At 54.9% G+C, this 22557-nt stretch carries 21 protein-coding genes; 16 read left to right on the top strand and 5 right to left on the bottom strand.

The features are described from left to right. The first annotated feature begins 62 nt into the window (after window positions 1–62). The 6 genes from QZ869_RS19700 (at window position 63) to QZ869_RS19675 (ending at window position 6103) form a co-directional block, all read left to right on the top strand. Window positions 63–752: an HAD-IA family hydrolase gene (locus QZ869_RS19700; protein WP_296106759.1), complete on the top strand. Its 690-nt coding sequence runs from the start codon at window positions 63–65 to the stop codon at window positions 750–752. 203 nt (window positions 753–955) lie between these two features. Continuing rightward, complete coding sequence (locus tag QZ869_RS19695) at window positions 956–2077, top strand: hypothetical protein (RefSeq protein WP_296106756.1); 1122 nt, start codon at window positions 956–958, stop codon at window positions 2075–2077. After that, window positions 2067–3011, top strand: a complete 945-nt coding sequence (locus QZ869_RS19690) for an aminoglycoside phosphotransferase family protein (RefSeq protein WP_296106754.1) — start codon at window positions 2067–2069, stop codon at window positions 3009–3011. The genes QZ869_RS19695 and QZ869_RS19690 overlap by 11 nt, the downstream gene beginning before the upstream one ends. Before the next feature lie 86 nt (window positions 3012–3097). Next, window positions 3098–4459, top strand: a complete 1362-nt coding sequence (locus QZ869_RS19685) for a radical SAM protein (protein WP_296106751.1) — start codon at window positions 3098–3100, stop codon at window positions 4457–4459. Further along, window positions 4449–5516, top strand: coding sequence for an arginase family protein (locus tag QZ869_RS19680; protein WP_296106748.1), 1068 nt, complete (start codon window positions 4449–4451; stop codon window positions 5514–5516). Before QZ869_RS19685 ends, QZ869_RS19680 begins: the two co-directional genes overlap by 11 nt. 26 nt (window positions 5517–5542) lie before the next feature. Continuing rightward, complete coding sequence (locus QZ869_RS19675; RefSeq protein ID WP_296106745.1) at window positions 5543–6103, top strand: cob(I)yrinic acid a,c-diamide adenosyltransferase; 561 nt, start codon at window positions 5543–5545, stop codon at window positions 6101–6103. A 494-nt stretch (window positions 6104–6597) separates the two neighbouring features. On the opposite strand, the gene QZ869_RS19670 is transcribed toward QZ869_RS19675, so the two are convergent. Beyond that, the gene (locus QZ869_RS19670; RefSeq protein ID WP_296106744.1) at window positions 6598–7698 is read right to left on the bottom strand and encodes a citrate synthase/methylcitrate synthase; all 1101 of its coding nucleotides are present in this window, start codon (window positions 7696–7698) and stop codon (window positions 6598–6600) included. 94 nt (window positions 7699–7792) lie between these two features. Here QZ869_RS19670 and QZ869_RS19665 point away from each other — a divergent pair, with 94 nt between their 5' ends. The 7 genes from QZ869_RS19665 to QZ869_RS19635 all read left to right on the top strand — a co-directional run bounded on the left by QZ869_RS19665 (window position 7793) and on the right by QZ869_RS19635 (window position 15671). After that, complete coding sequence (locus QZ869_RS19665) at window positions 7793–8974, top strand: citrate/2-methylcitrate synthase (protein ID WP_296106742.1); 1182 nt, start codon at window positions 7793–7795, stop codon at window positions 8972–8974. 253 nt (window positions 8975–9227) lie between these two features. Then, window positions 9228–10253, top strand: a complete 1026-nt coding sequence (locus QZ869_RS19660; RefSeq protein WP_296106740.1) for an AraC family transcriptional regulator — start codon at window positions 9228–9230, stop codon at window positions 10251–10253. 92 nt (window positions 10254–10345) lie between these two features. Next, window positions 10346–11464 carry an efflux RND transporter periplasmic adaptor subunit gene (locus QZ869_RS19655; protein ID WP_296106738.1) on the top strand — a complete coding sequence of 373 codons (1119 nt, stop codon included), beginning with the start codon at window positions 10346–10348 and terminating at the stop codon, window positions 11462–11464. Further along, window positions 11461–12168, top strand: a complete 708-nt coding sequence (locus QZ869_RS19650; RefSeq protein WP_296106735.1) for an ABC transporter ATP-binding protein — start codon at window positions 11461–11463, stop codon at window positions 12166–12168. Before QZ869_RS19655 ends, QZ869_RS19650 begins: the two co-directional genes overlap by 4 nt. Next, window positions 12168–13310 (top strand): FtsX-like permease family protein, encoded by a 1143-nt coding sequence (locus QZ869_RS19645; RefSeq protein WP_296106732.1) that lies wholly within the window; start codon window positions 12168–12170, stop codon window positions 13308–13310. The genes QZ869_RS19650 and QZ869_RS19645 overlap by 1 nt, the downstream gene beginning before the upstream one ends. A gap of 3 nt (window positions 13311–13313) precedes the next feature. Further along, window positions 13314–14516 (top strand): ABC transporter permease, encoded by a 1203-nt coding sequence (locus tag QZ869_RS19640; RefSeq protein WP_296106730.1) that lies wholly within the window; start codon window positions 13314–13316, stop codon window positions 14514–14516. A 219-nt stretch (window positions 14517–14735) separates the two neighbouring features. Then, complete coding sequence (locus QZ869_RS19635) at window positions 14736–15671, top strand: nucleotidyltransferase and HEPN domain-containing protein (protein WP_296106727.1); 936 nt, start codon at window positions 14736–14738, stop codon at window positions 15669–15671. A 447-nt stretch (window positions 15672–16118) separates the two neighbouring features. On the opposite strand, the gene QZ869_RS19630 is transcribed toward QZ869_RS19635, so the two are convergent. From QZ869_RS19630 to repA, 4 genes are all read right to left on the bottom strand, one after another. Continuing rightward, window positions 16119–16439: a hypothetical protein gene (locus QZ869_RS19630; protein WP_296097767.1), complete on the bottom strand. Its 321-nt coding sequence runs from the start codon at window positions 16437–16439 to the stop codon at window positions 16119–16121. 201 nt (window positions 16440–16640) lie between these two features. Then, window positions 16641–17855 (bottom strand): plasmid replication protein RepC, encoded by a 1215-nt coding sequence (gene repC / locus QZ869_RS19625; RefSeq protein WP_296106725.1) that lies wholly within the window; start codon window positions 17853–17855, stop codon window positions 16641–16643. Window positions 17856–18055: 200 nt separating this feature from the next. Next, complete coding sequence (gene repB / locus QZ869_RS19620; protein WP_296106721.1) at window positions 18056–19090, bottom strand: plasmid partitioning protein RepB; 1035 nt, start codon at window positions 19088–19090, stop codon at window positions 18056–18058. Next, window positions 19087–20310 (bottom strand): plasmid partitioning protein RepA, encoded by a 1224-nt coding sequence (gene repA / locus QZ869_RS19615; RefSeq protein WP_162746234.1) that lies wholly within the window; start codon window positions 20308–20310, stop codon window positions 19087–19089. Before repA ends, repB begins: the two co-directional genes overlap by 4 nt. 631 nt (window positions 20311–20941) lie before the next feature. Here repA and trbB point away from each other — a divergent pair. The 3 genes from trbB to QZ869_RS19600 are packed head-to-tail and all read left to right on the top strand — an operon-like array spanning window position 20942 to window position 22555. Next, a complete protein-coding gene (gene trbB / locus QZ869_RS19610; RefSeq protein WP_153312755.1) occupies window positions 20942–21907 on the top strand; it encodes a P-type conjugative transfer ATPase TrbB in 966 nt (321 codons plus the stop codon). Beyond that, window positions 21897–22274, top strand: a complete 378-nt coding sequence (locus QZ869_RS19605; protein ID WP_153312756.1) for a TrbC/VirB2 family protein — start codon at window positions 21897–21899, stop codon at window positions 22272–22274. The genes trbB and QZ869_RS19605 overlap by 11 nt, the downstream gene beginning before the upstream one ends. Then, entirely contained in the window at window positions 22271–22555 is a 285-nt protein-coding gene (locus QZ869_RS19600; RefSeq protein WP_296106714.1) for a conjugal transfer protein TrbD, read from the top strand. Before QZ869_RS19605 ends, QZ869_RS19600 begins: the two co-directional genes overlap by 4 nt. Window positions 22556–22557 lie beyond the last annotated feature (2 nt).

Here is a 22557-nt window from a genome sequence, read left to right as displayed (position 1 = left end):
CGCGCCAACTTTTCCAGCACAAATCACATCAAAAGGCCGCAACTTTATTTTAAGTACAACCCATGGGAGAGCATCATAAGAAGCTGCTGGTGATTGTCAACGTGGGCATGTATATTGTCGGTGTGGAGATGAAGATGATCGATACGTTTTCTCCTGTTGTGTTCTTTGATTTCGGCGGTGTCATCGTCCGAACAGGATCGCGCGAACTACGGAATTTTTGGGAGCTACGGCTCGGTATCGCTCCAGGGGAAATGGTTGAAGAACTGTTTGGATCGTTAATTTCTACAGAAGCTGCGTTGGGCCGAGTCTCAGCCGAACGGGCTTGGCTGGATTTTGGTTTGTGCAGGGGTCTTTCCGCATCCGAAGTACTGGATCTGCGGCGAGATTTCTGGGCGGAAGAAGTGATTGACGAAGCCGTCTTAGACTTTCTGCGCGTCATCGCCAGATGCTACCCTACTGCAATTTTGAGCAACATTTGGTCAGACGGTAGGGAGATTATGCAGCAGCGTTTCGCGCTACACCTCGAAGTGCGTCAGTTGATCTTGTCGTCAGAGTTGGGGGCAAAGAAGCCCGATCCTTCAGTGTTCAAGGCCGCAGCAGCTATTATGCACTGTCAGCCCCAAGATGCGATCCTCATCGATGACGCCGAGTATAATGTTGCCGCAGCTCGTAAAGCTGGATGGACAGCAATCCAATTCGTTGATCTGCAATCGGCGCGAACGGAGTTCGAAAAAAAGCTGACCGAAGCTTGATTTTTTCTATTTCACGTATACCTTAACGCCTCGTGGTATGGATATCTCGCGCATAGATTGCCCCGCGAACTGAGTTGAGTTCGCGGTCTATCCTTCGGCTTTTAGACTAAGGCAACCTATCCGTTCGGGGACTCGTCATTCATTCCCTTTTGCTCTGGTGAGCAACGTAGATGTGAAGTGATGAATTAGGAGGAGGCTTCTCCATGCTGATGAGATCAGGCATCGAAATTTCACCCGCCCCCGCGCACTGCAATATCGATGTGCCACGTCTGAGCTCTGCTGACATCACAGCGCTGGCGGATAGGCCTGCACAGGATGATTTCGTAGCTGTAGCTGCAGACATACTCAATACTGACTGTGTCGTTAGGTTTAAACTTGGCGAGCATTTTTCGGATAGTGATGCGGCTTTTACTGCGGCAAAGGCTATTCTGGATGCTCTATCAATTGAGTTGAAAGGTCGAGGTGCTCCGGACGACATGTATGTTGAGGTAGACAACCCTCAGGAGACTTTTGTCCCGGACGGCCATTCTTCGCGAACTCTTTTGCCTCACCACGACGCAGCACACGTCTCGTACTTGACGCCAAGCAGACTGGACGATCCAGATTTTAGCGTGGAGCACAGACAGTTTTCGCGTGAGGGATACACGACAGGCAGAGCACATAAAATGTTCCAGGGAATTTTTATCGCTAAAGCCGGCGAGGTCGACAGCGTGACCGCTTATTATCCTCTCGTACCATTAATCCGCCAAGCATTGACGATGGGAGGTGATAAAATGGCTGTCGATGTCCCTGCTTGCGCGAAGTTCCTCTCGCAGAACATTGCTTCTGCGCAAAAAACAAGAATGGACTATAACGCGAAGTATCTCACTTTGCCCGCGGCTCTGGGCAGTACGTCAAGAATTGCGTGCGTATTGGCTCCCCACGCCGGTGAAGCTGATTTTTCGCAATCGGACTACGAAAAGTTTCCAAGTTTGTCGAAATTTGCAGCTTCCTGCGCGTGCGGCAGATGCATCGGAGCACAAGGGAAATTTTTCTGCAAATCACTATCCGAACGAATAGGCTTAGGCTGGTTTCCTTTCAACAAAGCTTGTGGTGTTGCGGTTCAGAGCGAAAGTTACGATCTGGTCATCGCCAATAACCTCAATCTGATTCACGCTGGTCTTGGTGGGGGTAGAGGCCGGATTTTAGTTCCGATGTGTCTAGTAATTGACGAGCCCAGCAGTGATCAATACGAAAAATGGCTCCAAAACATTTGGCGCCAAACTCCGTTACGAGACCAGGTCAAGCTTCCTGAATTTGCACGGGCCGCAGCTAATGCCGGTTGATCCCATTGGACTAGGCGGAAGCGCAGATACGGACGTTCGACAAACCCTGCAAACGTCGCTCTCAAGATTCGATCCTGCCCTCTCGAAAGGCGAATTAACTTATTTAGGAAGTGGCATCGAGTCCCGTCTGTTCAAGCTATCCCTTTCTGATCGGGAGATTGCGATCAAGGTCCCAATGGTCCGCTTCATTGAAAATGACAACGACCAGGGATTGGACGCTTTCGACCTGCTGCGTCAAGAGTACGCTATAGCTGAATATCTGAGCCATCAGGGGTTCCCTGTTGCAGCTCCTTACAGCCTACATCTCCCAGACCATCCAGACGGTCTCGGATTTTTGGCAATGCAGTTCATCGAATGTGATCGCTCAGTGCCATCGTTGCACGATCTTGGTGCGATGGTTGCTTCGTTGCATGCGGTTAGGCCTCCTGAGATCGTACCTGTAGCACAGCGTCTTGACACTTGGCAAAAAACAGTGTCGCACCTGATTAAACAGCGAACTGAAGTGGTTCAAAAACTCACGGCACAGCCTATTTGGTCGCCCTCACAAGAAATTTTGGCCGAGGTCCTGTCGGAGGATCGTGACGCCGTTGCGTTGCTTCACATGGACGTTCGTCTCGACAATATCCTTTGCAAGGAAAAAGAAATACTTGCGTTGGTGGATTGGTCGAATGCGCTTATCGGGCCACCGAGGTTGGAATTATATCGCATCGCGGAATATGGGCTTTTCGGACCTGAGTTCGCGGCTGGATATGGACGTAAAATCTTAGATGACGACGCGACCGAAGCGCTCTCTTTGGCATATCGATTGTATACGGCAACGATGCTTGCTGTTGTCTTCTTGTCGGAAGCTCCTGACCCAGTCAAAGCGGAAAACTGGGTAGCACGAGTTACTGTGCTTTATCAGTATCTTCGTGAAAGCATCGGTCAGCGCTGACGCGATTGAAGAAACGGTTTCGTTCTTAGTGTTTTTCCGTTGTGAAGAACACACTCGGATGGGGTTTGTTGGCGAAAGGAAGTGCTATGCGTGACGCTCAAGTTGCCCGGCAGCGCGATTTCACGGGGACCGTGTTTGATAAGGTCGCCCTTGTGCAGTTACCTTTTCCGTCTCAAGCAGATCCCGCGCCAGAGATTGTGTCCTATTACGAAAATTATTCCAAGCTATACCGTACCGTATTTCCAAGCTATTTCATTCCTGACGGTGAGTTGTGGGAGGCACCACTTTGGGTCGCTCATCTAGACGGCGCTATTGGGCGATCCGACACGACGTTCCACGACCTGAGTAGGTTGCCAGCAGATGCCAAGAACTTAAGTGTCAGCTTATTAGATAGCATTACAGGAGCGACCGGCGTTTTTTTATCACCTCTTGCTCAAAACTTCGATCTTGCGCGAGACGTCTCGAAGCTTCTTCTGGCAGAAGGTGTAACTACCGTCATTGGCGGTAATATGGCCGATCTCGCCGAGCCGGCTGACTTCACCACTATTTTTAGAGGCTTGGCTCGCGGGGGGATGCTTGATGAGATCCGTCAATCCGCTGGCTTTGCAGGAACCAAGCCCGTTCTTGGACGCCAATTATCACCAATAAGCTACAGACCTGATTATCGATATCTCAAACCATTCGCTGACAAAGTTCCCCTTATCAGGCTGAACTCGTCCCATGGCTGCCTGTTTGGCTGTACATTTTGTGGAGATGCGTGGTCTAAGCAACTTCATTTGGTCGCGCGTGATGACTTGCGCAGTGAATTTCAAGATATCAAATCAACATTTCCCAATCTTCGTACAATCTATGTTGGGGACAAAACTTTTGGTCAATCAAAAGAGGCTGTGTCCAATCTTCTGGATGTAGCCTGCGGCGCGGGATACGACTTTATAGTCCAGACGCACATTGAGTTAATCTCGGACGATTTGATCGATCAGATGGTGGAGCTGGGTGTGAAGGTAGTAGAGATGGGCTTCGAGACGGCCGATTCAGATCTACTTCGAAAAATGAAGAAGGTCAGCAGGTCGGATCGATATCTTCAAGCGTTCGAGAAGATGAACTCACACGGGCTTAAAGTGATACTAAATGTGCTCGGCGGACTTCCTCACAGCACCCAAGATAGCCACAAGAAGACGATGGATTTTCTGTGGAAGACCCAAGATTTTATATTTCTTTATAATATATATAACTTCGTCCCCTATCCCAAGACGCCAATCTTTCCATTGATCAAGAATCGCATTCGAGACTGGAATTTTGCGCACTGGCGTGAGGATATGCCGGTTGTCTTCGAGCCATTCAATCAAAGCGCGGAAGATTCGTGGGTCCAGTTCCGCGAAATTGTCGCCCTGTGTACGGCTATCACGGGTAGGAAGGTTGCAGCAGGGGAGACAGCGAGTGAAAACTGATGATCTCATTAAGGAGTGGCAGACCTATTCTAAATATCCATTACCAGGTTGGTGCAATCGGCACACTACGCTTTTCGACGTCGCCGGTTGCGAGATTGGTAGCTTGCCAAATCACATAGATACCGCCGTATGTTCGATATCTTTTGACTCTACCGCCTCCAGTCGCATTGGGGCGCGTCATGGTCCTGACGCCATCCGACGCGCTAGTCATGGGTTTGCAAACCAGTTTGGCTCGCGCGATATCGGGCGTTTTCGCAGTATGCAGGATGGTGAATTATATGAACTTAAAAAGAGCAATGCTGCTGATGTAGGCGATCTGCACGTATTTCCTACAAACCCTATCAAACAGGTACAAGCCACTGCGTCTGAAATTTTTCATTTAGCAAAAACCGCAAAAAGGATCGTCACTCTCGGCGGTGAGCATATGCTGACTTATCCGATATTTGTTGGTGTATTTGCTGCATCCCGTGCGAACCGGGAGAACTCCCGACTGGGTTATGTTCACATCGACAACCACTTTGATTTCGGATCGAGCTCCGCCTTGCACGGCGAGTATTACCACGGTTCTAACTCACGCCGAATCTCCGAGATTTCAGGTTTCGACCCTTCCGCAATGTCTTTTGTGGGGGTTGGGGACTTCACGTCTGCTACCCAGTACGACGCTTTACTGGAAGCAGGCATGACTATCGAGCCGATGTGGAAAATCAGGCGTGTCGGCTTCGCGCAATCTCTCAGATCGGCGCTGAACACTACCATGGAGAAGTGCGATTCCCTTTATGTCTCCGTTGATATTGACGTTTGCGACGTCGCGACGACGTGCGGGACTGGGCACACTACTGTCGGAGGGATTACGTCAGCAGAATTCATGTCAATTCCCTCAATCCTTCAAGAGTATCCTGTTGTCGCACTCGATATCATGGAGGTGAACCCCACCCTAGAGTCTTCCGATACTGCAGCCCACCTGTCGGCGCGCTTTCTGTTTGAATGGTTGATGATGCGTAAGGTAGACACGCCTTCCGGTTCACAACGAGAAGAACGAAAGCTCAAGCATACTTAACGCAAATCAAATTTTAAGGCAGCTCTATGGTAAAGTTAACGAAGATTTACACTCGAGGCGGAGATACAGGTGACACGAGCCTTGGCAACGGAGATAGAGTACCTAAACATGATCCGCGTGTGGAGGCATATGGCTCGGTTGATGAAGTCAATTCCGCAATCGGCCTTGCGAGACTATATGCCTCGGAAATCGCTGATGATATCCTTCGTCGCATCCAAAATGACCTGTTTGATTTAGGAGCAGACCTCTGCACGCCCGTCCAGGAGGACGAAAGGCAATCACTACGGATCACACAGTCGCAAGTAGATTGGCTGGAGCACACGATTGATGGTTTAAATGCCGAGCTTCAACCGCTTAACTCGTTTGTATTGCCAGGCGGATCGTCTGCGTCAGCGTTTTTACACCTAGCTCGAACAGTGACGAGGCGGGCTGAGAGAGAGATAGTCAGACTCGGTGGAAAAGAGGAGCTTGGGAATCTGTCTGTTCAATATATCAATCGTCTCTCCGACCTTCTGTTTGTTCTTGCTCGCAGTGAGAATCAGGGCGGATTGGCGGACGTGTTATGGGTACCAGGGGCGGGGAGGTAACGCGAGGGGCAAATCTACTGCACGCCGACGTTTGCCTGAGTTGTTCGAAATTATCGTCATCTTGTCGAAATGGGCGTAATTTTCTCACGCTGACGCAAACAACTGTGCCGATGGTCGACTTGAGCGCCGGTTTCAAGCTAGGTCGCGACGCCCCCATCTGTCGAGCACCGGCTGGCTAAGCGGGAAGATCTAAAATAGACAAATCCGTTGAGTGCCCTGGAGTCCGGTTCGAATCCCTTTAAGGCCTAGACTACCGGATATCTGCGCGACGGTCGGCTATCGACCCCCCCGATGCCAAAGCATTGGGGATGACGAGACCGGATTAGGACCGTTCAAAACCGCAAAATGCTCTTTAGGCCGGCCTTTGGGCACAAGCAGCCGCCGACCATCGCAACAACTAGGGCTGCTTATTCTTTAGGGGCGTGAGAGATGTAATCTCTTTCCCAATCAAGGGCAGGCAGGTGATATTTCATGTTCGTCATGGCTGCGCAAATTCACTTTGGATCCGGACCGATATAGCGGGATTGTGGGCGAATTAGGCGTCCCGTGCGCTCCTGTTCCAAAACATGGGCTGTCCAGCCCGCCATACGCCCGGCCGCGAAGACATTGGTGAAGCTATCGCGCGGAAAACCAACCGCTTCCAGCAAGAGTGCGGTATAGAATTCGACGTTGGTCTGCAGAGGACGCAGAGGCTTCTTCTCCTTGAGAAGTGCTAGTGCCGCTTCCTCCACTTTTCCCGCAAAGGCGATGCGGTCGGAGCCTTCTTTCAGGGTGGAAACGGCCTGTTTCAGCACGTCGGCGCGCGGGTCACGGACCCGGTAGATTCGGTGGCCGAATCCCATAAGACGTTCTCCACGCCCAAGCGCGCCCAGCAGCCACGGTTCGATTTCGGCCACAGTACCGATGGCGTCCAGCATATCCAGCACAGGGCCTGGTGCGCCACCGTGTAAGGGTCCCTTCAAGGCGCAAAGCGCACCAACGACAGATGAAAATAGCCCGGCCCCGGTCGAGGCGATCACCCGGGCAGTGAAGGTGGAAGCGTTCAGCCCGTGATCGGCGACGGTGGTCAGATATGTATCAAGGGCTCGTACTTTTTCTGCAGAAGGCAATGTGCCGGACAGCATTCGCAGGAAATCTGCAGAATGGGCGAGCGATGCATCCGGTGCTATTGGCACAAGTCCCTGCCTGCTGCGGATGATGGCCGTGGTAAAGACTGGCACGGCTGCGACGGCCATTAAGTGATACTGGGTGGTTTCGCCGTCCGGCAGTGAAGACAAGAAAAGACGTAAAGCCTCGACGGAGGTGAGGGAGGGCAGACCCGGGAGGAGCGGCTGCATCAATTCGAATGAGCGTAGCCGTGCCTCTCCTAGTAGCGAACGAATGGCTCGGGCTGAGATATTCATCGCCGTCTGCTCGGACCATAGGAGCTCCAGCACCTGTTCGAAAGGCCAGTCAGCCAACTCAGCCAGATGGTAGCCTCGAACAACAAGCTCGCCCGCCTGGCCGTCCACATGACTGAGCATAGTTTCAGCGGCAACGACATTATCAAGACCGGGAGCAGGGCTTTTGTCGACAAGAGCACGGGTGGGGGACACGGTAATTTTCCTCCTTAAGCGTGAAACATGCTTGAGGATGTTGCAGTGCAAATATATCGTCAATCTTGATTCATATAATCAATACGAGATTATCATGCGGCATCCCGACAAGTTTATGCCTGCCGATCGCGCTGCGGCCGAGCTGGGTATCAGCCGTGCAACGCTTTATGCTTACGTGAGCCGTGGGTTGATCCACACCAGCGACTCAGCAGACGATCCACGCCGCAGGCTCTACAGCGCACACGACATTGAAGCGCTGAAGAAGAGGAAAAACGTTGGGCGGCGTCCCCGTCAGGTAGCTGCGGCTGCGCTTGACTGGGGCGTGCCGGTGCTCGAGTCAGCCATAACGGAAATTGCGGAGGGCCAACTACGTTATCGCGGTCAGGACGCTCTTGCTCTCTCGCAGGCGGCGACCCTTGAGGACGTTGCCCGCCTGCTTTGGGACTGCGGCGAAGCTGATCCATTCGATGATGTGAAAGCCATCCCGACCCCGTGGCCACAACCGTTACTCGACCATGCCAGAAATCTGCCATTGACAGAGCGGTGCCAGGCCCTTCTACCCCTTTTGGAAGTAGGTCGTGTGACCGCTTGGCGGCGCGACAACCGGCGTCTCTGGCCTGGGGCCGCAGCCATGTTGCGAGGCATCGCCGGTGCCTGCACCTCAAGCCAACCGAAGACGCAGGCGATTCACCTGTTCCTCGCGGACGCATGGGAGACGGACGCGGCAGGTGCGGATCTCATTCGGCGAGCCCTGGTGCTGCAGGCCGATCACGAACTCAATACCTCGGCATTTGCGGTTCGCGTCGTCGCTTCGACAGGGGCATCGCTGGGGGCGTGCCTGAATGCAGGACTTTCCGCGTTGAGCGGTCCCCTGCATGGCGGCATGACGAGCCTTGTCGAACTTTTATTCGATGAACTGGAGCGATCTGGAGATGTCGAGCGGGTCATCGACGAACGCTTGCGTCGGGGTGAAGCCATTCCCGGATTTCATCATCCGCTCTATCCAGACGGTGACCCACGAGCGACTGGCTTGTTGCCCTATCTCCCGCCTGCTGCGCAACGCGACGAGCTTTTGCAAATGATGAACGAGACTGCCGGGCAACTGCCTACCTGCGATGTGGCGCTCGTCAGCCTCCGGCGGAGCCTGAATCTGCCTCGCGGTGCGGCGCTTGCAATTTTTGCCATCGCACGGACTGTCGGATGGGTCGCCCATGCCCTGGAGCAGAAGCTAGATGACAAACTGATACGCCCCCGGGCGTGTTATCTGGGGCGATAGGCGCTTACTACCAAGCTGCTAGATTGAGTTCGAAACTTGATTCTGATCTTCAAGCCCGGTGATGCTTTGCGCCTTCACCGAGCATTGCGGCCGCAACTTCCATCTTCCGCGATGTCGAGCGAGTCCGCAAAACTCGTGTCGCCTCGGTTGGAGTTCGGCGACGAACGCGACCTAAAACGCGTTTCAGGTCGCCAAAGGCTCAACAAACTGCAAAAGAAAAGTTCTTCGCTCCCACCCTCAACGCTTGGCTCGCATGCCCTTCCTTCCGCTCTCGTTTTTTGTCGCCATACTCCTCGTGATCCTTTTCGTCGGCCTGGTCAGGGCCGGGAATGACAGTGGTTCGCGAAATATCCCGTTTCTTGCACTTATCCTGCTCAGCGCGTTCCAGGCATTTCTGTCGGGGCTACGGTGGGGCTACGATATTGTCGAGGTGATGTATGTGGCGCCTGTGGGCGCCGCGTTCGTTCCCCCTCTGGTCTATTGTGGTGTCACGCGGCTTGTCCACAAAGAGGATCGCACTCTTGATTGGTCGATTGTCTTGCACTCCGTTCCGGCGTTTGCCATCGTCATTCTGTTGACCGTGACGGGATGGCGAAGCGCCATCGATGTGGTTCTGCCGGCGCTTTTCATCGGATATGCAGGAGCGATCCTCAATCTCATGCGGCGGGGACCCGATGCATTGAGGAAGACGCCCTTCGAGAGTGCGCTTCCTGTCTATCGAGCTCTCGTCTTTGCCGCTCTGGCCTTGCTGATGTCGGCGGCGCTCGACCTGCTGGTATTCCTCGATTTCTCCTGGACGCAAGGGAAGCATGCGCCCAGCATGGTGGCGATCGGCAACCTCATTGCGCTGGTCGTTCTCTCGATTGCGGCTGCCGTCGCGGTCCAAGGACGGGAATCCTCGGAGGTCGAAATCGAGGCTCCTACCGCTGACGAGCCGAGCGACAAGGAGACGCTAGCCGCAATCCAATCTCTTATGGAAACGAGGCACTCGTATCGCGACCCCGAGCTCAACCTTGATCGGCTGGCGCGCAAAGCTGTTATCCCCGCGCGGCAGATCTCGAGCGCAATTAACCGGACAACTGGCAAGAATGTCTCACAATATGTCAACGAGTTCCGTATCGCGGAGGCTTGTCAGCTTCTAGCCGAGACAGAAAAATCGGTCACCGAAGTCATGCTTGATGTCGGTTTCCAGACCAAATCCAATTTCAACCGTGAGTTTCGCAGGGTCACCGACATGGCACCTGTCCAATGGCGATCAAGCCGCGCAAACACTGGCTGAGTTACCTACGCTACGTCCGAAATCGCGATTCAGTTCGGTCTGAAACGCGTTCGAGGTCGAGCACGGCCCACTGAGGTCGCATTAATTGCAGCATGAACACCCTCACCGAACACAACCGAAAGCTCGCCGAAACGCTCAAGTCTCTGTCTCTGGAGACTATGGCCGAACCGCCGAAGCCACGCCGCAAAGCGATCCTTTGGGTCACGGGCGTCATGATGGCCGCAGTAATTCCTGCGACCATCATCCTCATCTCCTCAAACTTCGCGATGGATATCAACACCTCGCGTTCTGGAGCACTTGAACCTGCCACAACAGTCGGGTCCATTTCGCTTCCTGAGGACGCGATCGAAAGCGGTAAGTCGCCCGCCCAAGATAAAACTTCGTCGCCGGTCGCTCGTGAGATTACCGGCTCCGGCTACGTCGTCGCACAGCAATCGACAGCCGTCTTTTCCAAATATCAAGGCGAGATCATTGGCATCGCCGTCGAGCCTGGCGATCGGGTCCGGTCGGGCCAGCCACTCGTCATGCTGAGGGATGCAAGCGCAACGCTGTCTCTTGAACAGGCAAAGGCGACCAAGGTATCCGCTGTTCTCGTCCTAGCTGCACGAGAAATCAGCCTCGCGCAGATGACGGCGGCTTTTCACCGCGTCGAGACGCTCGTCCAGCGTAATGCCGCGTCCAGAAAGGAGCTTGAGGCTGCGGAGGCAGCCTGGAATAGCGCTGGCAACCTCGTCGATCAGGCTCGCCAGGATATAGCCAGGGCTGAACTGGCAATCCGTGTTGCGCAAGAGCAAGTGGATTCACTGACGGTACGCGCGCCTTTTGCCGGAACCGTGACGAAACTGACCGCCCATTTAGGCGATACGGTGCTTGCACGTGCGGATAGCGTCAGGGAAAGCCAAAGCCTTCTAACGCTCACGGACATGAACAGCACGGTCATCGACGCCGATGTTGCCGAAGCCAATACCTCGATGCTTCGACATGGCTTGTCTGGCGAGGCAGTCCTCGACGGCTTTCCCGACCAACCATTCAGGATCGAGCTCCAGCGGGTCGCTCCGGTCGCATCCGCCGAAAAGGGCACGATCGGGATCAGGCTCTCACTCCTCAGTCCGCCCGACGGCATCAAGCCTAACATGGCGGCACGAATACGCATCGCTGTTGAAGAGACCCAGACTGCCCCCAAAGCCCACGTTGGAGAAGCCCAGCCATGAATCATCGGCCAACAAGCACGCCGTTTATCCGTTTTCGAAATGTCAAAAAGGGATACAGGATTGGAGGGGAGGCGATCCCGATCTTTGACGACCTCGATCTGGACATCGCGCGCGGCGATTTCGTTGCCGTAATGGGTCCGTCAGGATCGGGCAAATCGACGCTGCTCAACCTGCTGGCGGGCGTCGAAAATGCTGACGCAGGCGAGATCGCCATTGGCGGAGCGAGACTGGACCTGATGGGAGAGGGCGCCCGTTCGGCATGGCGCGCGCATAACATGGGCATCGTGTTTCAGTTCTACAATCTCCTGCCGATGCTGACTGCTGCGGAGAATGTCGAACTGCCGCTCCTGCTCAAGCCGGTCTCGGCAAAAGAGCGTCGCGTCCGCGTCAGCAAGGTTCTCGATCTCGTCGGCCTTGCGGGGCGTGAGCGACAGTATCCGGGCCTGATGTCCGGCGGCCAGCAACAGCGGGTCGGCATTGCCCGCGCCATCGCGGCCGATCCTGATCTGCTGCTTTGCGACGAGCCAACCGGCGATCTCGACCGCAAGTCAGCAGACAACGTTCTCGAGATGCTGCGTCTCCTTAACCGGGAACTGGATAAGACCATCGTAATGGTGACCCACGATCCGCAGGCCGCACGCCAAGCTCGCCGGACCTTGTACCTAGACAAGGGACGTTTCGTCGAAGAGAGGGAGGCGGCTTGATGAGCTTCTTCCGCCTTGCCAGGCGCAACGCCTGGCGCAAGCCATTGCGAACGTTTCTGTTGATCTTCTGCGTAACAGTCGCTTTCCTGATCTACGGACTGACCGCGAGCTTCCTGAATGGAACACAGGGAACGACCGGCGCCAGCGATGATCTCTTGGGCGTCATGAGCGCGGCAGGGCGAACACAAGCCTTGCCGATGGCTGCCATGACACGCATCTCCTCCGAACCCGGTGTCGCTTCGGTCGCTTACATGACGCGCATGCGCGGCTACGTCAGTGTCGAGAAAAATGTGTTGGCCGTGAGCGCCATCAATCCGGCACTGATCGCCAAGGTGAACGGCAAGGAGCTTGGCCTGACGCCAGATTTGCTTTCGGCGATCGGAGCTGCGCGCGACAGGGTGCTGGTTGGCCGTGCGCTCGCGCAAGCACAGGGATGGTCGGTTGGTCAGCGCATCACGGTCACCTCATTCCAGACCGTGCGCAAAGACGGAACGCGCAATTGGCGTTTCGACATCGCAGGCATCTTCGAGGGCGAGACCGCCAGCACCGACACCTATTTCATGCTGGCGAATTACGATTACATCAATACGTTGCGTTCGCGCGGCACGGATACTGTCGATGCCTTCCTCGTGCGACCAGCACCGAGCACCTCCCCCGGCGCGCTTGCAGCGCGTATTGATGCCCTCTTCGCCAATTCGGCAACGCCAACCCGCACACAGTCGGAAAAGCAGTTTCTGGAAGGCTTCCTGCGCCAATATGCGGATGTCGGGCTGATCATCAATCTGGTGGTGGGCGCAGCTTTCGTGACCCTCCTGATGATCGTCATCAACACTATGATCTTCGCAGTGCGCGAACGCACCTTCGAAATCGGCGTGCTGAAAACTCTCGGGTTCTCACGTGGGCATATTCTCCTGCTGATCCTCGGCGAGACGCTGCTCATTTTTGCCGTCGGCGGCGCGCTCGGCCTCGCTTTGGCGAAGGTTGCCACTGTAATGGCCGGATCGGCACTAGGCCTCGTCTTCTCGACGACCGTACTTGCCAAGTCCTCCTCGCTCATCGGGGCGCTTGGGCTCCTTACCGGCCTAGTGCCCGCCATCAACGCCATGCGCACACCGATCACTGCAGCTTTTAGAGCGAGATAAGAAATGTCATCCCAATTTAAGCAAGTGCTCGTCATGACCAGAGCAAACCTCCTGAGCCTGCCACGTCGCTCAGCGATTGCGGCATCCATGGCCTTTTCCGTCGCGCTCGTCGTCTGCGTGCTGGCCGGCTTTCTCTCGATGGCCGCCGGCTTCGAGACGACGTTGAAAAGCACCGGTTCGTCGACCGTGGCCGTGGTTCTCGGAGGTGGCACGAACCAGGAGAGTGGCTCCGATGTGCCCGCCGACGTCATCCGCACCATCGAGGCCATGCGAGACGATGTCGGCGTATTGCGCGATCGCACGGGTAAGATCACCGCATCACGGGAAATCGTCGTGCCCGTCGAGATGAATGAAGAGCCGACAGGTCGTACGAAAGTGCTGGCTCTGCGAGGCATGGATCCCACCGGCCAATCCTTGCGGGATGGGATCACACTTACAAGCGGGCGCCACGCTGTGCCAGGTTCGCGCGAAATCGTCGTCGGAAAGCAGATCGCCTCTGCCTTTCCTGCACATGCGGTCGGGCAATCGCTGCGGCTGGGCTCCGTCAATTGGATGGTAGTCGGTCAGTTCTCTTCCGGTGGCAGTGCATTCGAATCCGAAATATGGGGCGACCTCGACGCGGTTCGCACCGCCTTCGACCGGCAAGGCGAAGTGCAGAGCCTTCGCTTGCGGCTTGAGGGGATCGATGCGGTCGATAAACTGAGAGCCGCTGTCGGAACCATCTCTGGCGCCCCCTTGAATGTCGTGACCGAAGCTGATCTCTACGCGGCGCAATCCGTCGGAACAGCCAATCTCATTCGTCTGTTCGGATGGCCACTGGCTCTATTGATGGCGCTTGGCGCAACGGCTGGCGCGCTCAATACGATGATGAATTCAGTATCGGATCGGACGACCGAAATCGCAACGGTGCGTGCCCTCGGCTTCAGCCGTTTGTCTGTTTTTATTGCCACGTGGGTTGAGGCCGTTGTGCTTGCGGCGCTAGGGGTCACCATTGGCCTGGCAGTGTCTTGGCTGGTGTTCAACGGGTGGCAAGCTGGTACTATCGGTGTCAACAATGCAAGCATGTCGTTCCAGCTTACAATGGATAGTCAGGTTATGCTGACAGCAGGTCTACTTGGCCTGGCAATCGGCGTTGTTGGTGGCGCTCTACCTGCACTTTACTCAATGCGGTTGCCTGTAGCGGTTGCCTTGCGCGATGGAAGGTAACTACCCAGTCGCAAGACGGTATTTGCGGTCGATCCTTGCCACGGCGAACGGCGCGAGAACGCCTTCACACGCTAAACCAAGCCGGTTAGAGAGCGTGATCAAAAATCGACCAGCACTTTTGGCATTTGTGGAATGGGGCGAAGCGTATAAGGTCCATGGATACCACCTGCGCGATTACGTAGGTGGTGCAATTACAAGCCAGTCAGATACCTCGTTCGCATGATGAAATCATCCCTCGATCATATCCCGCATAGAAAGCAGCGAGAGCTCGCCCGTGCGCTGGAGATCCTGCATGAGGAGTTCGAGGATGCGTTGAACGAAGGCACAGCCGACTTCAAGAAGCGCGGACGCATTCTCAAGATCATCCTGTTCGGTTCTTACGCCCGTGGCACCTTTGTGGATGAGCCGCATACGATGAAGGGCTACCGTTCGGATTTCGATTTGCTGGTGATCGTCAACAATCGCAAACTGACCGATCATGCGACTTATTGGTACAAGGCCGCCGACCGAATTATTCGGGACAGCTTCATCGAAACACCGACACAGTTCATTGTCCACTCACTGCGTGAGGTGAACACGGAGTTGAAGAAGGGGCACTACTTCTTTTCGGACATCCGCAAGGAAGGAATTGTTTTGTACGAGCTGGATGACGAGCCGCTCGCTGAGCCGAAGCTCCTCACTGCAGAAGCACGCTTAAAAGTGGCGACTGAGCATTTCAGGCAGCGCTACGCTGAAGCAGGTGCGTTCCATGTGACTGCCGGCATCCAAGCCAGCATGGTCTGTTCGGGCGATGATGTATGGAAGAACCTCGCGGCTTTCAGTTTGCATCAAGCCTTAGAGCAGTCTTACTCTTGCGTTCTTTTGACTTTGACCAACTATGGACCTGCCTCGCACAACATCAAATTCCTCCGCTCACTTGCGGAGGAGCAGGATCGCCGGTTAGTAGATGCGTTTCCGCGTGATCACCACAGACACCGTGCTATGTTTAATACGATCAACGAAGCATATGTAAAAGCGCGGTATTCGAAGCATTTCAAAATTACCGAAGAAGCACTTGTCTGGCTTGGCGAGCAGACTGCGCATCTACTAGAGCTCGTGAAGCTCGTTTGTGACGAGCATATTCATAAGCTAGAACAGGCTGTTTCACCGCCGTAACCCTCTTCCGCCCTTCGAGTGAAGCTCATAAGCATTCAGAACAGTTTTCCTTGGAGCATCACAGCTGTCCAAGGCAATTCTATCCGCAACGGGTCTCTGTAGCTAATTTAACTGATCTGAGAATATGCTGTGACCAGTTGTTTTCAGCTCAAGAGGCGAAGCTTGTCACCAAATACGCTGCTGATACAATCAGGCTGACTAGCGTAAAGAGTATAACTGCCGCACCCAGTTCATCAAACTCTTCGTCGCGTTCATTGCGATCCCAATGATATGCAATAGCCAACCTCCATCGTTGCTGTTCTAGAAGCCTGTGCCCGTATGGTTAACAAACTCTTAATGCAGCTCGATAGGATATTAGCGGTACAATGCCCGTGTAGGTAACGTCTATTGTGTGAGGTAGCATCAGCTATCACAGCCACAGGGATATCCCTTAAGCGTTCCTGCTAATCAATCAGCCGTTTCGACGAAGCTAATCTCGGTTTTGCTGGCGACGATGATGTGAAGGTCACGGATCATCCCGGCAGCTTGTAGAAAAGCTTCTCGCACGTCGTCGTCGCTTTGCCATCCTCGCTCGACAGAAAGAGCGATTGTATGAATGTCGAGCAGACGGTCACGACCTGGACCTGCTGGCATTCCGATTGTTTCGCGAAGGTCCCGTACTGTGGCTACAGCCCTCTCGAGCATACGGCGTCTCTGATAGCCATCCAGAAGGTGAATTCGATTGGCATCAACGACAAGCTCAGCAATGAAACTATTTGTCCGGGTCATGGCGCGAGGTTGCCGGGGAACCTGCAAAGCGTCAACAAATACCGGCGCAGCGTAAATGACCGAGACAGAATTTTCATGCTGGCCTGTGATGACAGTGCATCAACAACAGGAAGTTCAACTATCGCTGCTGATATTCGCCGAGCATTTCGCAGCCTGACCCAAGATTATCAGAACGCCCTCCGGCTGATGACGATCGCCCTGTCATCCTGTCGCCTTCTCCGACCTACCGGCTGCACGCAACAGCGCCATGAGCACAGGGCCAAGCGAAAACTCGCCACGCTTTGCCCTGTTGGTAAGATCTCGCAAATATCCCCCAGGCGAATTGATATGACCGCCGCGCTCGAGGATACAGGCGATCGTGACCGCCGCATTTTCCGGCCCCATCGCCTCACACGCCTCCTGATACGCGGAGGGGCTGACCCCCAGCATCGATCGCACCACGACCGCGGCCGTCATGAGCTCGCGCCAGTTACTGATCCTGCCATCAGGACCATAGTTCGAGATTTCAGGGCAAGCCCGAAGTACCAGTCCGATAGGGAACGCCTTGATCGGCACACTCTCGGCCTGCTTCTTCTCGCTCGGCTTCGCTCCCTGCTCTTTTTCGGAGCTAGGTTCAAGTTCATTAAGGGGGTTGGTATTTGAATTCTGTATGTGACGCTCATTATGAGCATCATTGGTGTTCGTATTTGCAGAAATATCTTCGAAATTCAGGAGTTTGAGTACGTCCTGACGCAAAACGCTCATCTCAGTGGCAATATTCCTCAGGTCGTTGAGGGTAGGATTGCGTGGAATCCGTCTAACAAGGTCAAGATAGCGCTCTTCCATTTTAACCCAGTCCCCCGGAGAACCCTCTTCAAGAGCAGCCGATATCAGCTTACGGATGTCGCGCCGGCAGATCGTCAGGGCCTCTTTTTCTCGACGGAACGCTAACCGTTCCGCAGCCACCTGCTGAGCGAGTAAGGCGAGTTCTTCCGCGCGCGTCAAGAGCGGCGAAATATCGAAACCGTAGGCGTGTTCTATCGAACCATCTTCGTCCTTGCGCGCGTAACGCTTGCCGTTTGCGCTGTCCTTGCGAATGATCAGGCCCGCTTCGACAAGAAGAGCCAGATGCCGGCGCAGTGTTGCACCTGCAATGCCATGGGCACGAATGGACAATTGAATGTTCGATGGGAAAACGACCAGTTGGGCGTCCTGGCGCAATTCGTTTTCCGGGTAGAAGCTGAGCAGCGCGTCAAGGACCGCAAGGCTGCGATCCTGTAGCCCTAGCGTTTCACGCGCCTCTGACGCGTCACGAAAGACCTTCCATTTGTCGGCTGTTTTGCCCTGCTTGATTTTCGTCGTGGCTATCTGCCGCTTCACAAGCGCAAGCGTTACCGGCCGCCGCCCAAAAGGCGTCGATACCTGTCCGTCTTCCATGTCCTCGCCCCATCAAAAAGGCAAAAGAAGAACGCTCACCAAAACGGTGCCAAATACTCTTGACTGGGATTCAGGGAAATGCGATTCTCTCGTTGTCACACATCGAGAAGGGCTTCCATGACGGCAACGTTTCGGGGGCCTTTTTCTTTTGCGCGTTTTCCTTCCTTTGAAGTCAGTTTCTCGGTTGGCTTGCAACCAGATTAATATTTTGATCGCTCACGCTCGAAGCGCTCCGCCAACTCGGGCAGTGTCGCCTCAATGAATGAGAGGAATTCCGCGCCGGCAGTGGTGCTGGCTGAGATACGCATATCTTTTTTGGTCCGCACGAACCTACCGAGCTCTCGCCCAGCAGTGTTTGCAATCATGGTGCCGGTGCTTTGAGCCGGCTGCGATGTCCGCAGTGCATTGAAAGCCGCAAGGAACTTCTGGTCAGAAGCCTGGCGTTTAGCCGTTGCCTCAGAAAGCGCCAAGCGCAGTTGGTCATGCAGTTCGGTTTGCTCAGAAAAGATTTTGGCAAACTCAGCCCACCTTGGACGTCCAACCTTCGGAGCTCGGCCGATCGCTTCGATAACGTCTAGCGGAACCGTGCGATAGACGGCACGCATTCTCGCAAGTTCGGGATCATCAATCGATAGCGCGGCCTTGATATCGCGTGGCTTGACGTCGGCGTCGTCCATGCGAGAAGCAAACAATGCGCGCTCGATCCAGGTGAGATCCTGGCGGTCGGCATTCTCAATACCTTGCGAAATAACCAGCTCGACATCGGAGATTTCGACTTCGATCGCCTTGACCGGAATCCCGAGTTCCTTGGCTGCACGTAGACGGCGATGGCCGTAGATAACCTGATATCTGTCCGGCGAAGACGGGGACCGGCGAACCTGGATAGGGACCTTCTGACCCTCTGATTTGACCGAGTTGCGAAATGTCTCGAAATCCGACGCGTCGTCATCGGGTAGACGATCGGGAAATGGCGATGGGTCGATCATGGAAGGATCGATTTCGCGGATGGCGCCACCACCTGATTCCAGAAGCGCTTTCAGTCGATCGCGCTCGGACTTTATGTCGTCGATCGCCCGATGCGCGGCGCCGATGACACCAGCGCCGACGCGCGTAGGGACTGGCGCAGCTGGCTGCTGAGGCGTCTCAGACGCCGGCGTCGAGAGTCGATTTTCGAGCTCAGCCGACAACAAACCAAAATTCGCAACGATGGATTTACGCGACGACTTAGAGGTCATGTGCGCCCCCAGCTATTGTTGATGAGTTTTACGATCGCTTCATTGACGGCATCGACCGCCTCACGAGCGCGCTTGTGCGTGTCACGGCCGATCTGCCCCATCTCAAGCTCATAAATAGAGCGTTTCGCGAGCCCTGCTGCCTCTACAGCAGTGCTTTCGATCAGAGTCGGGAGAAGTACGTCTGACCCAAAGAGGTGACGCATCATAGCAACGACCTGCGACTGCGGCGCATCATTGGGATCGTGACGAGTGACCAGATAGCGAATGAAATCCTGATCGAGCTTGGCGCCACTCTCGTTCAAGACGCTGATCAAGTCGCCCATCATCAAAAGGAATTGGCTCATCGATGCCACATCGAGCATCGCCGGATGAACGGTGATAATCATGCTGGTGGCAGCATAGATCGCGCTCAGCGTCAGGAAGCCGAGAGATGGCGGAGTATCCAGAATGACGACATCGTAATCTGCATCGACCTCCGCGAGTGCAAGCTTCAGACGCTCGAAGAAGATTGCTCCGGAGCCAGATTTTTGCGCCAGAACCCGCGGTGTTTCATGCTCATATTCCATGACCTCGAGGTTACCTGGGATCAGGTCGATGCCATCGAAATAGGTTTTGCGAATGATGTCGCGGATCGGCCGGCGTTCCGTTTCGTCGTAACGCAGTGCGGCGTAGATGGTCTCGTTTGCACCGACGTCAAACTCCGGCTGCGCACCGAAGAGAGCCGACAGCGATGCCTGCGGATCGAGATCGAGTGCAAGCACGCGATAGCCCTGCAGAGCAAGATAGTGCGCTAGATGGACACAGGTCGTGGTCTTCGCACTACCGCCTTTGAAGTTTGCGATGGCGATAACCTGGAGATGCTCGCCGGGGCGCCTTCTTGGGGAGAAACGGAGCGCTTCAGATGGCTTTTGGCCTGCAAAGAATTCCCGCAGCTCGTTGATCTGTGAAAGGGAGTAAACGCGGTGATTGTTTTCAAGGCGTCCCGGCAGAGGCCCGCGACCCTCACTCGACATGAGTTTGAGAGTGGAATCAGGTATGGAAGTAAGCTTGGAAACTTCATTTGTGAGGAATGGACGCAGGCTCTTCTCCGACTTCGGAGGATACATGCGCGTGCGGAGTTCCTGCAATTGCTGGGACAAAAGGCTTGCGTGCCGCGCGATCTTGCTGCCGGCATCTTCCTTCTGTCCACCTGTCATTTCTGCTCGTTCCGCTATCGCCATAATTTCCTCTTGGCGGGCAATTGCCGGTTTGCCGACTTCAACCCGCCAAAGGTACATCACGATTCTGCGTTGTCGTCCAGCGTTATAGCGTTAACGAAACCTTAATCCACCAGTATAGCGCGAGTGGCTTCAATCGAGTTTCATCATTCCAATACAGTAACTTAGCACCACTCAGACCAGAATTTATAACGCAACCGCTACTAGCACATTTGCTAGTGAGTTGCGCTGAAAGCCGCCATTTCACGTCAGTCCGAAGCGCCACAGTTCGGTATGAAGCGGCACACCGATTCGGGACGAATAGCAGCAATAGGCGTTCCTCACTCGACTACGGTCACGATCGTCGGCGCCATACGCTCACTTAACGATATGAGATCGGCCCGGCTCAACCTCGAGCTTACGGCCGGGCCAGGCTCGATATCGTTGAATTCCCTCAGCGGCTGATACGCAACCACCAATTCAGAAAAGCCGTATCAACGCCGATCACTAACACTTTTGCCAGTGGATTGATCGACCCGCCATATCGCAACCTTCTCCAATCACATGAGAGGAGCTTTGCCAGACATATGACGGACATCGAGTTGAGCAGCAGGCACGCGAAAGGCACAACCTTTTCCTCAAGTGAGCCGCAGCAATGACGCGTCCTTCATCACTGCCGCGCCTCATCCGGAAATTGGAAGACGCTCTTGGTAGCCAGGTGTGCGCAGCTTTGAGCGATCCCAACGTCGTAGAGGTAATGGCAAACCCCGATGGTAGACTCTTCATCGAGCGGCTTGGATCCGGCATATTCCAAGCAGGCACAATTACCGTAGAGGCCGCGGAAACGGTCATCGGCAGCATTGCTCATCTGCTCGGATCGGAAGTCGATGACGCGCGTCCAATTGTATCGGGTGAACTGCCGGTGGGTGGACACCGCTTCGAGGGCCTGCTGCCCCCCGTCGTTTCTGCGCCGACCTTTACGATCCGACGACGCGCGTCCCAGCTCATCAGGCTCGATGCCTATGTAGCAAGCCAAGTGATGACGTCTGTCCAGGCAAAAATTATCCGGCACGCAGTGACCTCTCGACTAAACATACTTGTGTCCGGCGGGACCGGCTCGGGCAAAACGACACTTGCCAATGCGATCATCGCGGAAATCGCAGATCAGGCACCAAACGACCGTTTGGTCATCCTTGAAGATACCGCGGAGATTCAATGCGCTGCGGACAATGCTGTCAGCCTGCGCACCAGTGACGTGGTCGACATGTCGCGTCTCCTGAAAAGCACGATGCGCCTGCGACCAGATCGGATCATCGTTGGCGAGGTCCGTGATGGCGCGGCGCTTACCATGCTGAAGGCCTGGAATACAGGGCATCCGGGCGGTGTCGCGACGATCCACGCAAACAGCGCACGCTCCGCCCTTCAGCGCCTTGAGCAGTTAACTGCCGAGGCCAGCCAACAGCCCATGCAGGCCGTTATCGGAGACGCGGTCGATCTGGTCATTGCGATTGAGCGAACCGCGAAAGGCAGGCGCGTCAGCGAAATTGTTCACATAACCCGCTTTGCAGAGGGCCAGTACGAGACGGAAGCCTTCGCAGAGGAGAGCCGAGATGCCGCATAAGAGATCACTCCTGGCGCTTGCCGCCATGGCCTTGTCTATTGCTTTCGCTACTTCCCCCGCTTTTGCCAGTTCCGGAGGGAGTCTTCCATGGGAAGGGCCGCTTCAACAGATTCAGCAATCAATCACTGGCCCCGTCGCCGGCTATATCGCATTGGCAGCCGTCGCAATCGCCGGCGGTATGCTGATCTTCGGTGGTGAGCTCAATGATTTTGCTCGCAGGCTGGTCTATGTCGTCTTGGTCGCTGGCATCTTGCTCGGCGCGACGACGATCGTCGGCCTATTTGGGGCCACAGGTGCGTCGATCGGCATGCCTAAAGAACGGGTCACGCAGGTCGTTTCGGACGGAGCGGGGGAGGAGGCGTTGTGAGCCTCCAACGCAATCGCATCCATCGCGCGCTGTCGCGACCGAACCTCTTGATTGGCGCCGACCGTGAACTGGTGTTGATCACCGGGCTTGCAGCCGTGATTTTGATTTTCGTCGTGCTGACCGTCTACTCGGTGCTCTTTGGCGTGGCCGTATGGATCGTCATCGTCGGTTTACTCCGCCTGATGGCCAAATCCGATCCGCTGATGCGGCAAGTCTATGCCCGTCACATTTCCTACAAAGCCCACTATCGGCCAACGGCTTCCCCGTGGCGCAAATACTAGAG

The organism is uncultured Agrobacterium sp. (genome assembly GCF_913777885.1).
Lineage (GTDB): Bacteria > Pseudomonadota > Alphaproteobacteria > Rhizobiales > Rhizobiaceae > Agrobacterium.
The sequence above is the reverse complement of the archived record's forward strand: the minus strand, read 5'-3'. Positions and strand labels throughout refer to the sequence as shown.

Excerpts from the sequence above, each read along its gene's own strand:
- QZ869_RS19700 (WP_296106759.1), top strand. The coding sequence starts at position 63 with ATGGGAGAGCATCATAAGAAGCTGCTGGTGATTGTCAACGTGGGCATG.
- QZ869_RS19695 (WP_296106756.1), top strand. The coding sequence starts at position 956 with ATGCTGATGAGATCAGGCATCGAAATTTCACCCGCCCCCGCGCACTGC.
- QZ869_RS19690 (WP_296106754.1), top strand. The coding sequence starts at position 2,067 with ATGCCGGTTGATCCCATTGGACTAGGCGGAAGCGCAGATACGGACGTT.
- QZ869_RS19685 (WP_296106751.1), top strand. The coding sequence starts at position 3,098 with ATGCGTGACGCTCAAGTTGCCCGGCAGCGCGATTTCACGGGGACCGTG.
- QZ869_RS19675 (WP_296106745.1), top strand. The coding sequence starts at position 5,543 with ATGGTAAAGTTAACGAAGATTTACACTCGAGGCGGAGATACAGGTGAC.
- QZ869_RS19665 (WP_296106742.1), top strand. The coding sequence starts at position 7,793 with ATGCGGCATCCCGACAAGTTTATGCCTGCCGATCGCGCTGCGGCCGAG.
- QZ869_RS19660 (WP_296106740.1), top strand. The coding sequence starts at position 9,228 with ATGCCCTTCCTTCCGCTCTCGTTTTTTGTCGCCATACTCCTCGTGATC.
- QZ869_RS19655 (WP_296106738.1), top strand. The coding sequence starts at position 10,346 with ATGAACACCCTCACCGAACACAACCGAAAGCTCGCCGAAACGCTCAAG.
- QZ869_RS19650 (WP_296106735.1), top strand. The coding sequence starts at position 11,461 with ATGAATCATCGGCCAACAAGCACGCCGTTTATCCGTTTTCGAAATGTC.
- QZ869_RS19645 (WP_296106732.1), top strand. The coding sequence starts at position 12,168 with ATGAGCTTCTTCCGCCTTGCCAGGCGCAACGCCTGGCGCAAGCCATTG.
- QZ869_RS19640 (WP_296106730.1), top strand. The coding sequence starts at position 13,314 with ATGTCATCCCAATTTAAGCAAGTGCTCGTCATGACCAGAGCAAACCTC.
- QZ869_RS19635 (WP_296106727.1), top strand. The coding sequence starts at position 14,736 with ATGATGAAATCATCCCTCGATCATATCCCGCATAGAAAGCAGCGAGAG.
- QZ869_RS19630 (WP_296097767.1), bottom strand. The coding sequence starts at position 16,439 with ATGACCCGGACAAATAGTTTCATTGCTGAGCTTGTCGTTGATGCCAAT.
- repC (WP_296106725.1), bottom strand. The coding sequence starts at position 17,855 with ATGGAAGACGGACAGGTATCGACGCCTTTTGGGCGGCGGCCGGTAACG.
- repB (WP_296106721.1), bottom strand. The coding sequence starts at position 19,090 with ATGACCTCTAAGTCGTCGCGTAAATCCATCGTTGCGAATTTTGGTTTG.
- repA (WP_162746234.1), bottom strand. The coding sequence starts at position 20,310 with ATGGCGATAGCGGAACGAGCAGAAATGACAGGTGGACAGAAGGAAGAT.
- trbB (WP_153312755.1), top strand. The coding sequence starts at position 20,942 with ATGACGCGTCCTTCATCACTGCCGCGCCTCATCCGGAAATTGGAAGAC.
- QZ869_RS19605 (WP_153312756.1), top strand. The coding sequence starts at position 21,897 with ATGCCGCATAAGAGATCACTCCTGGCGCTTGCCGCCATGGCCTTGTCT.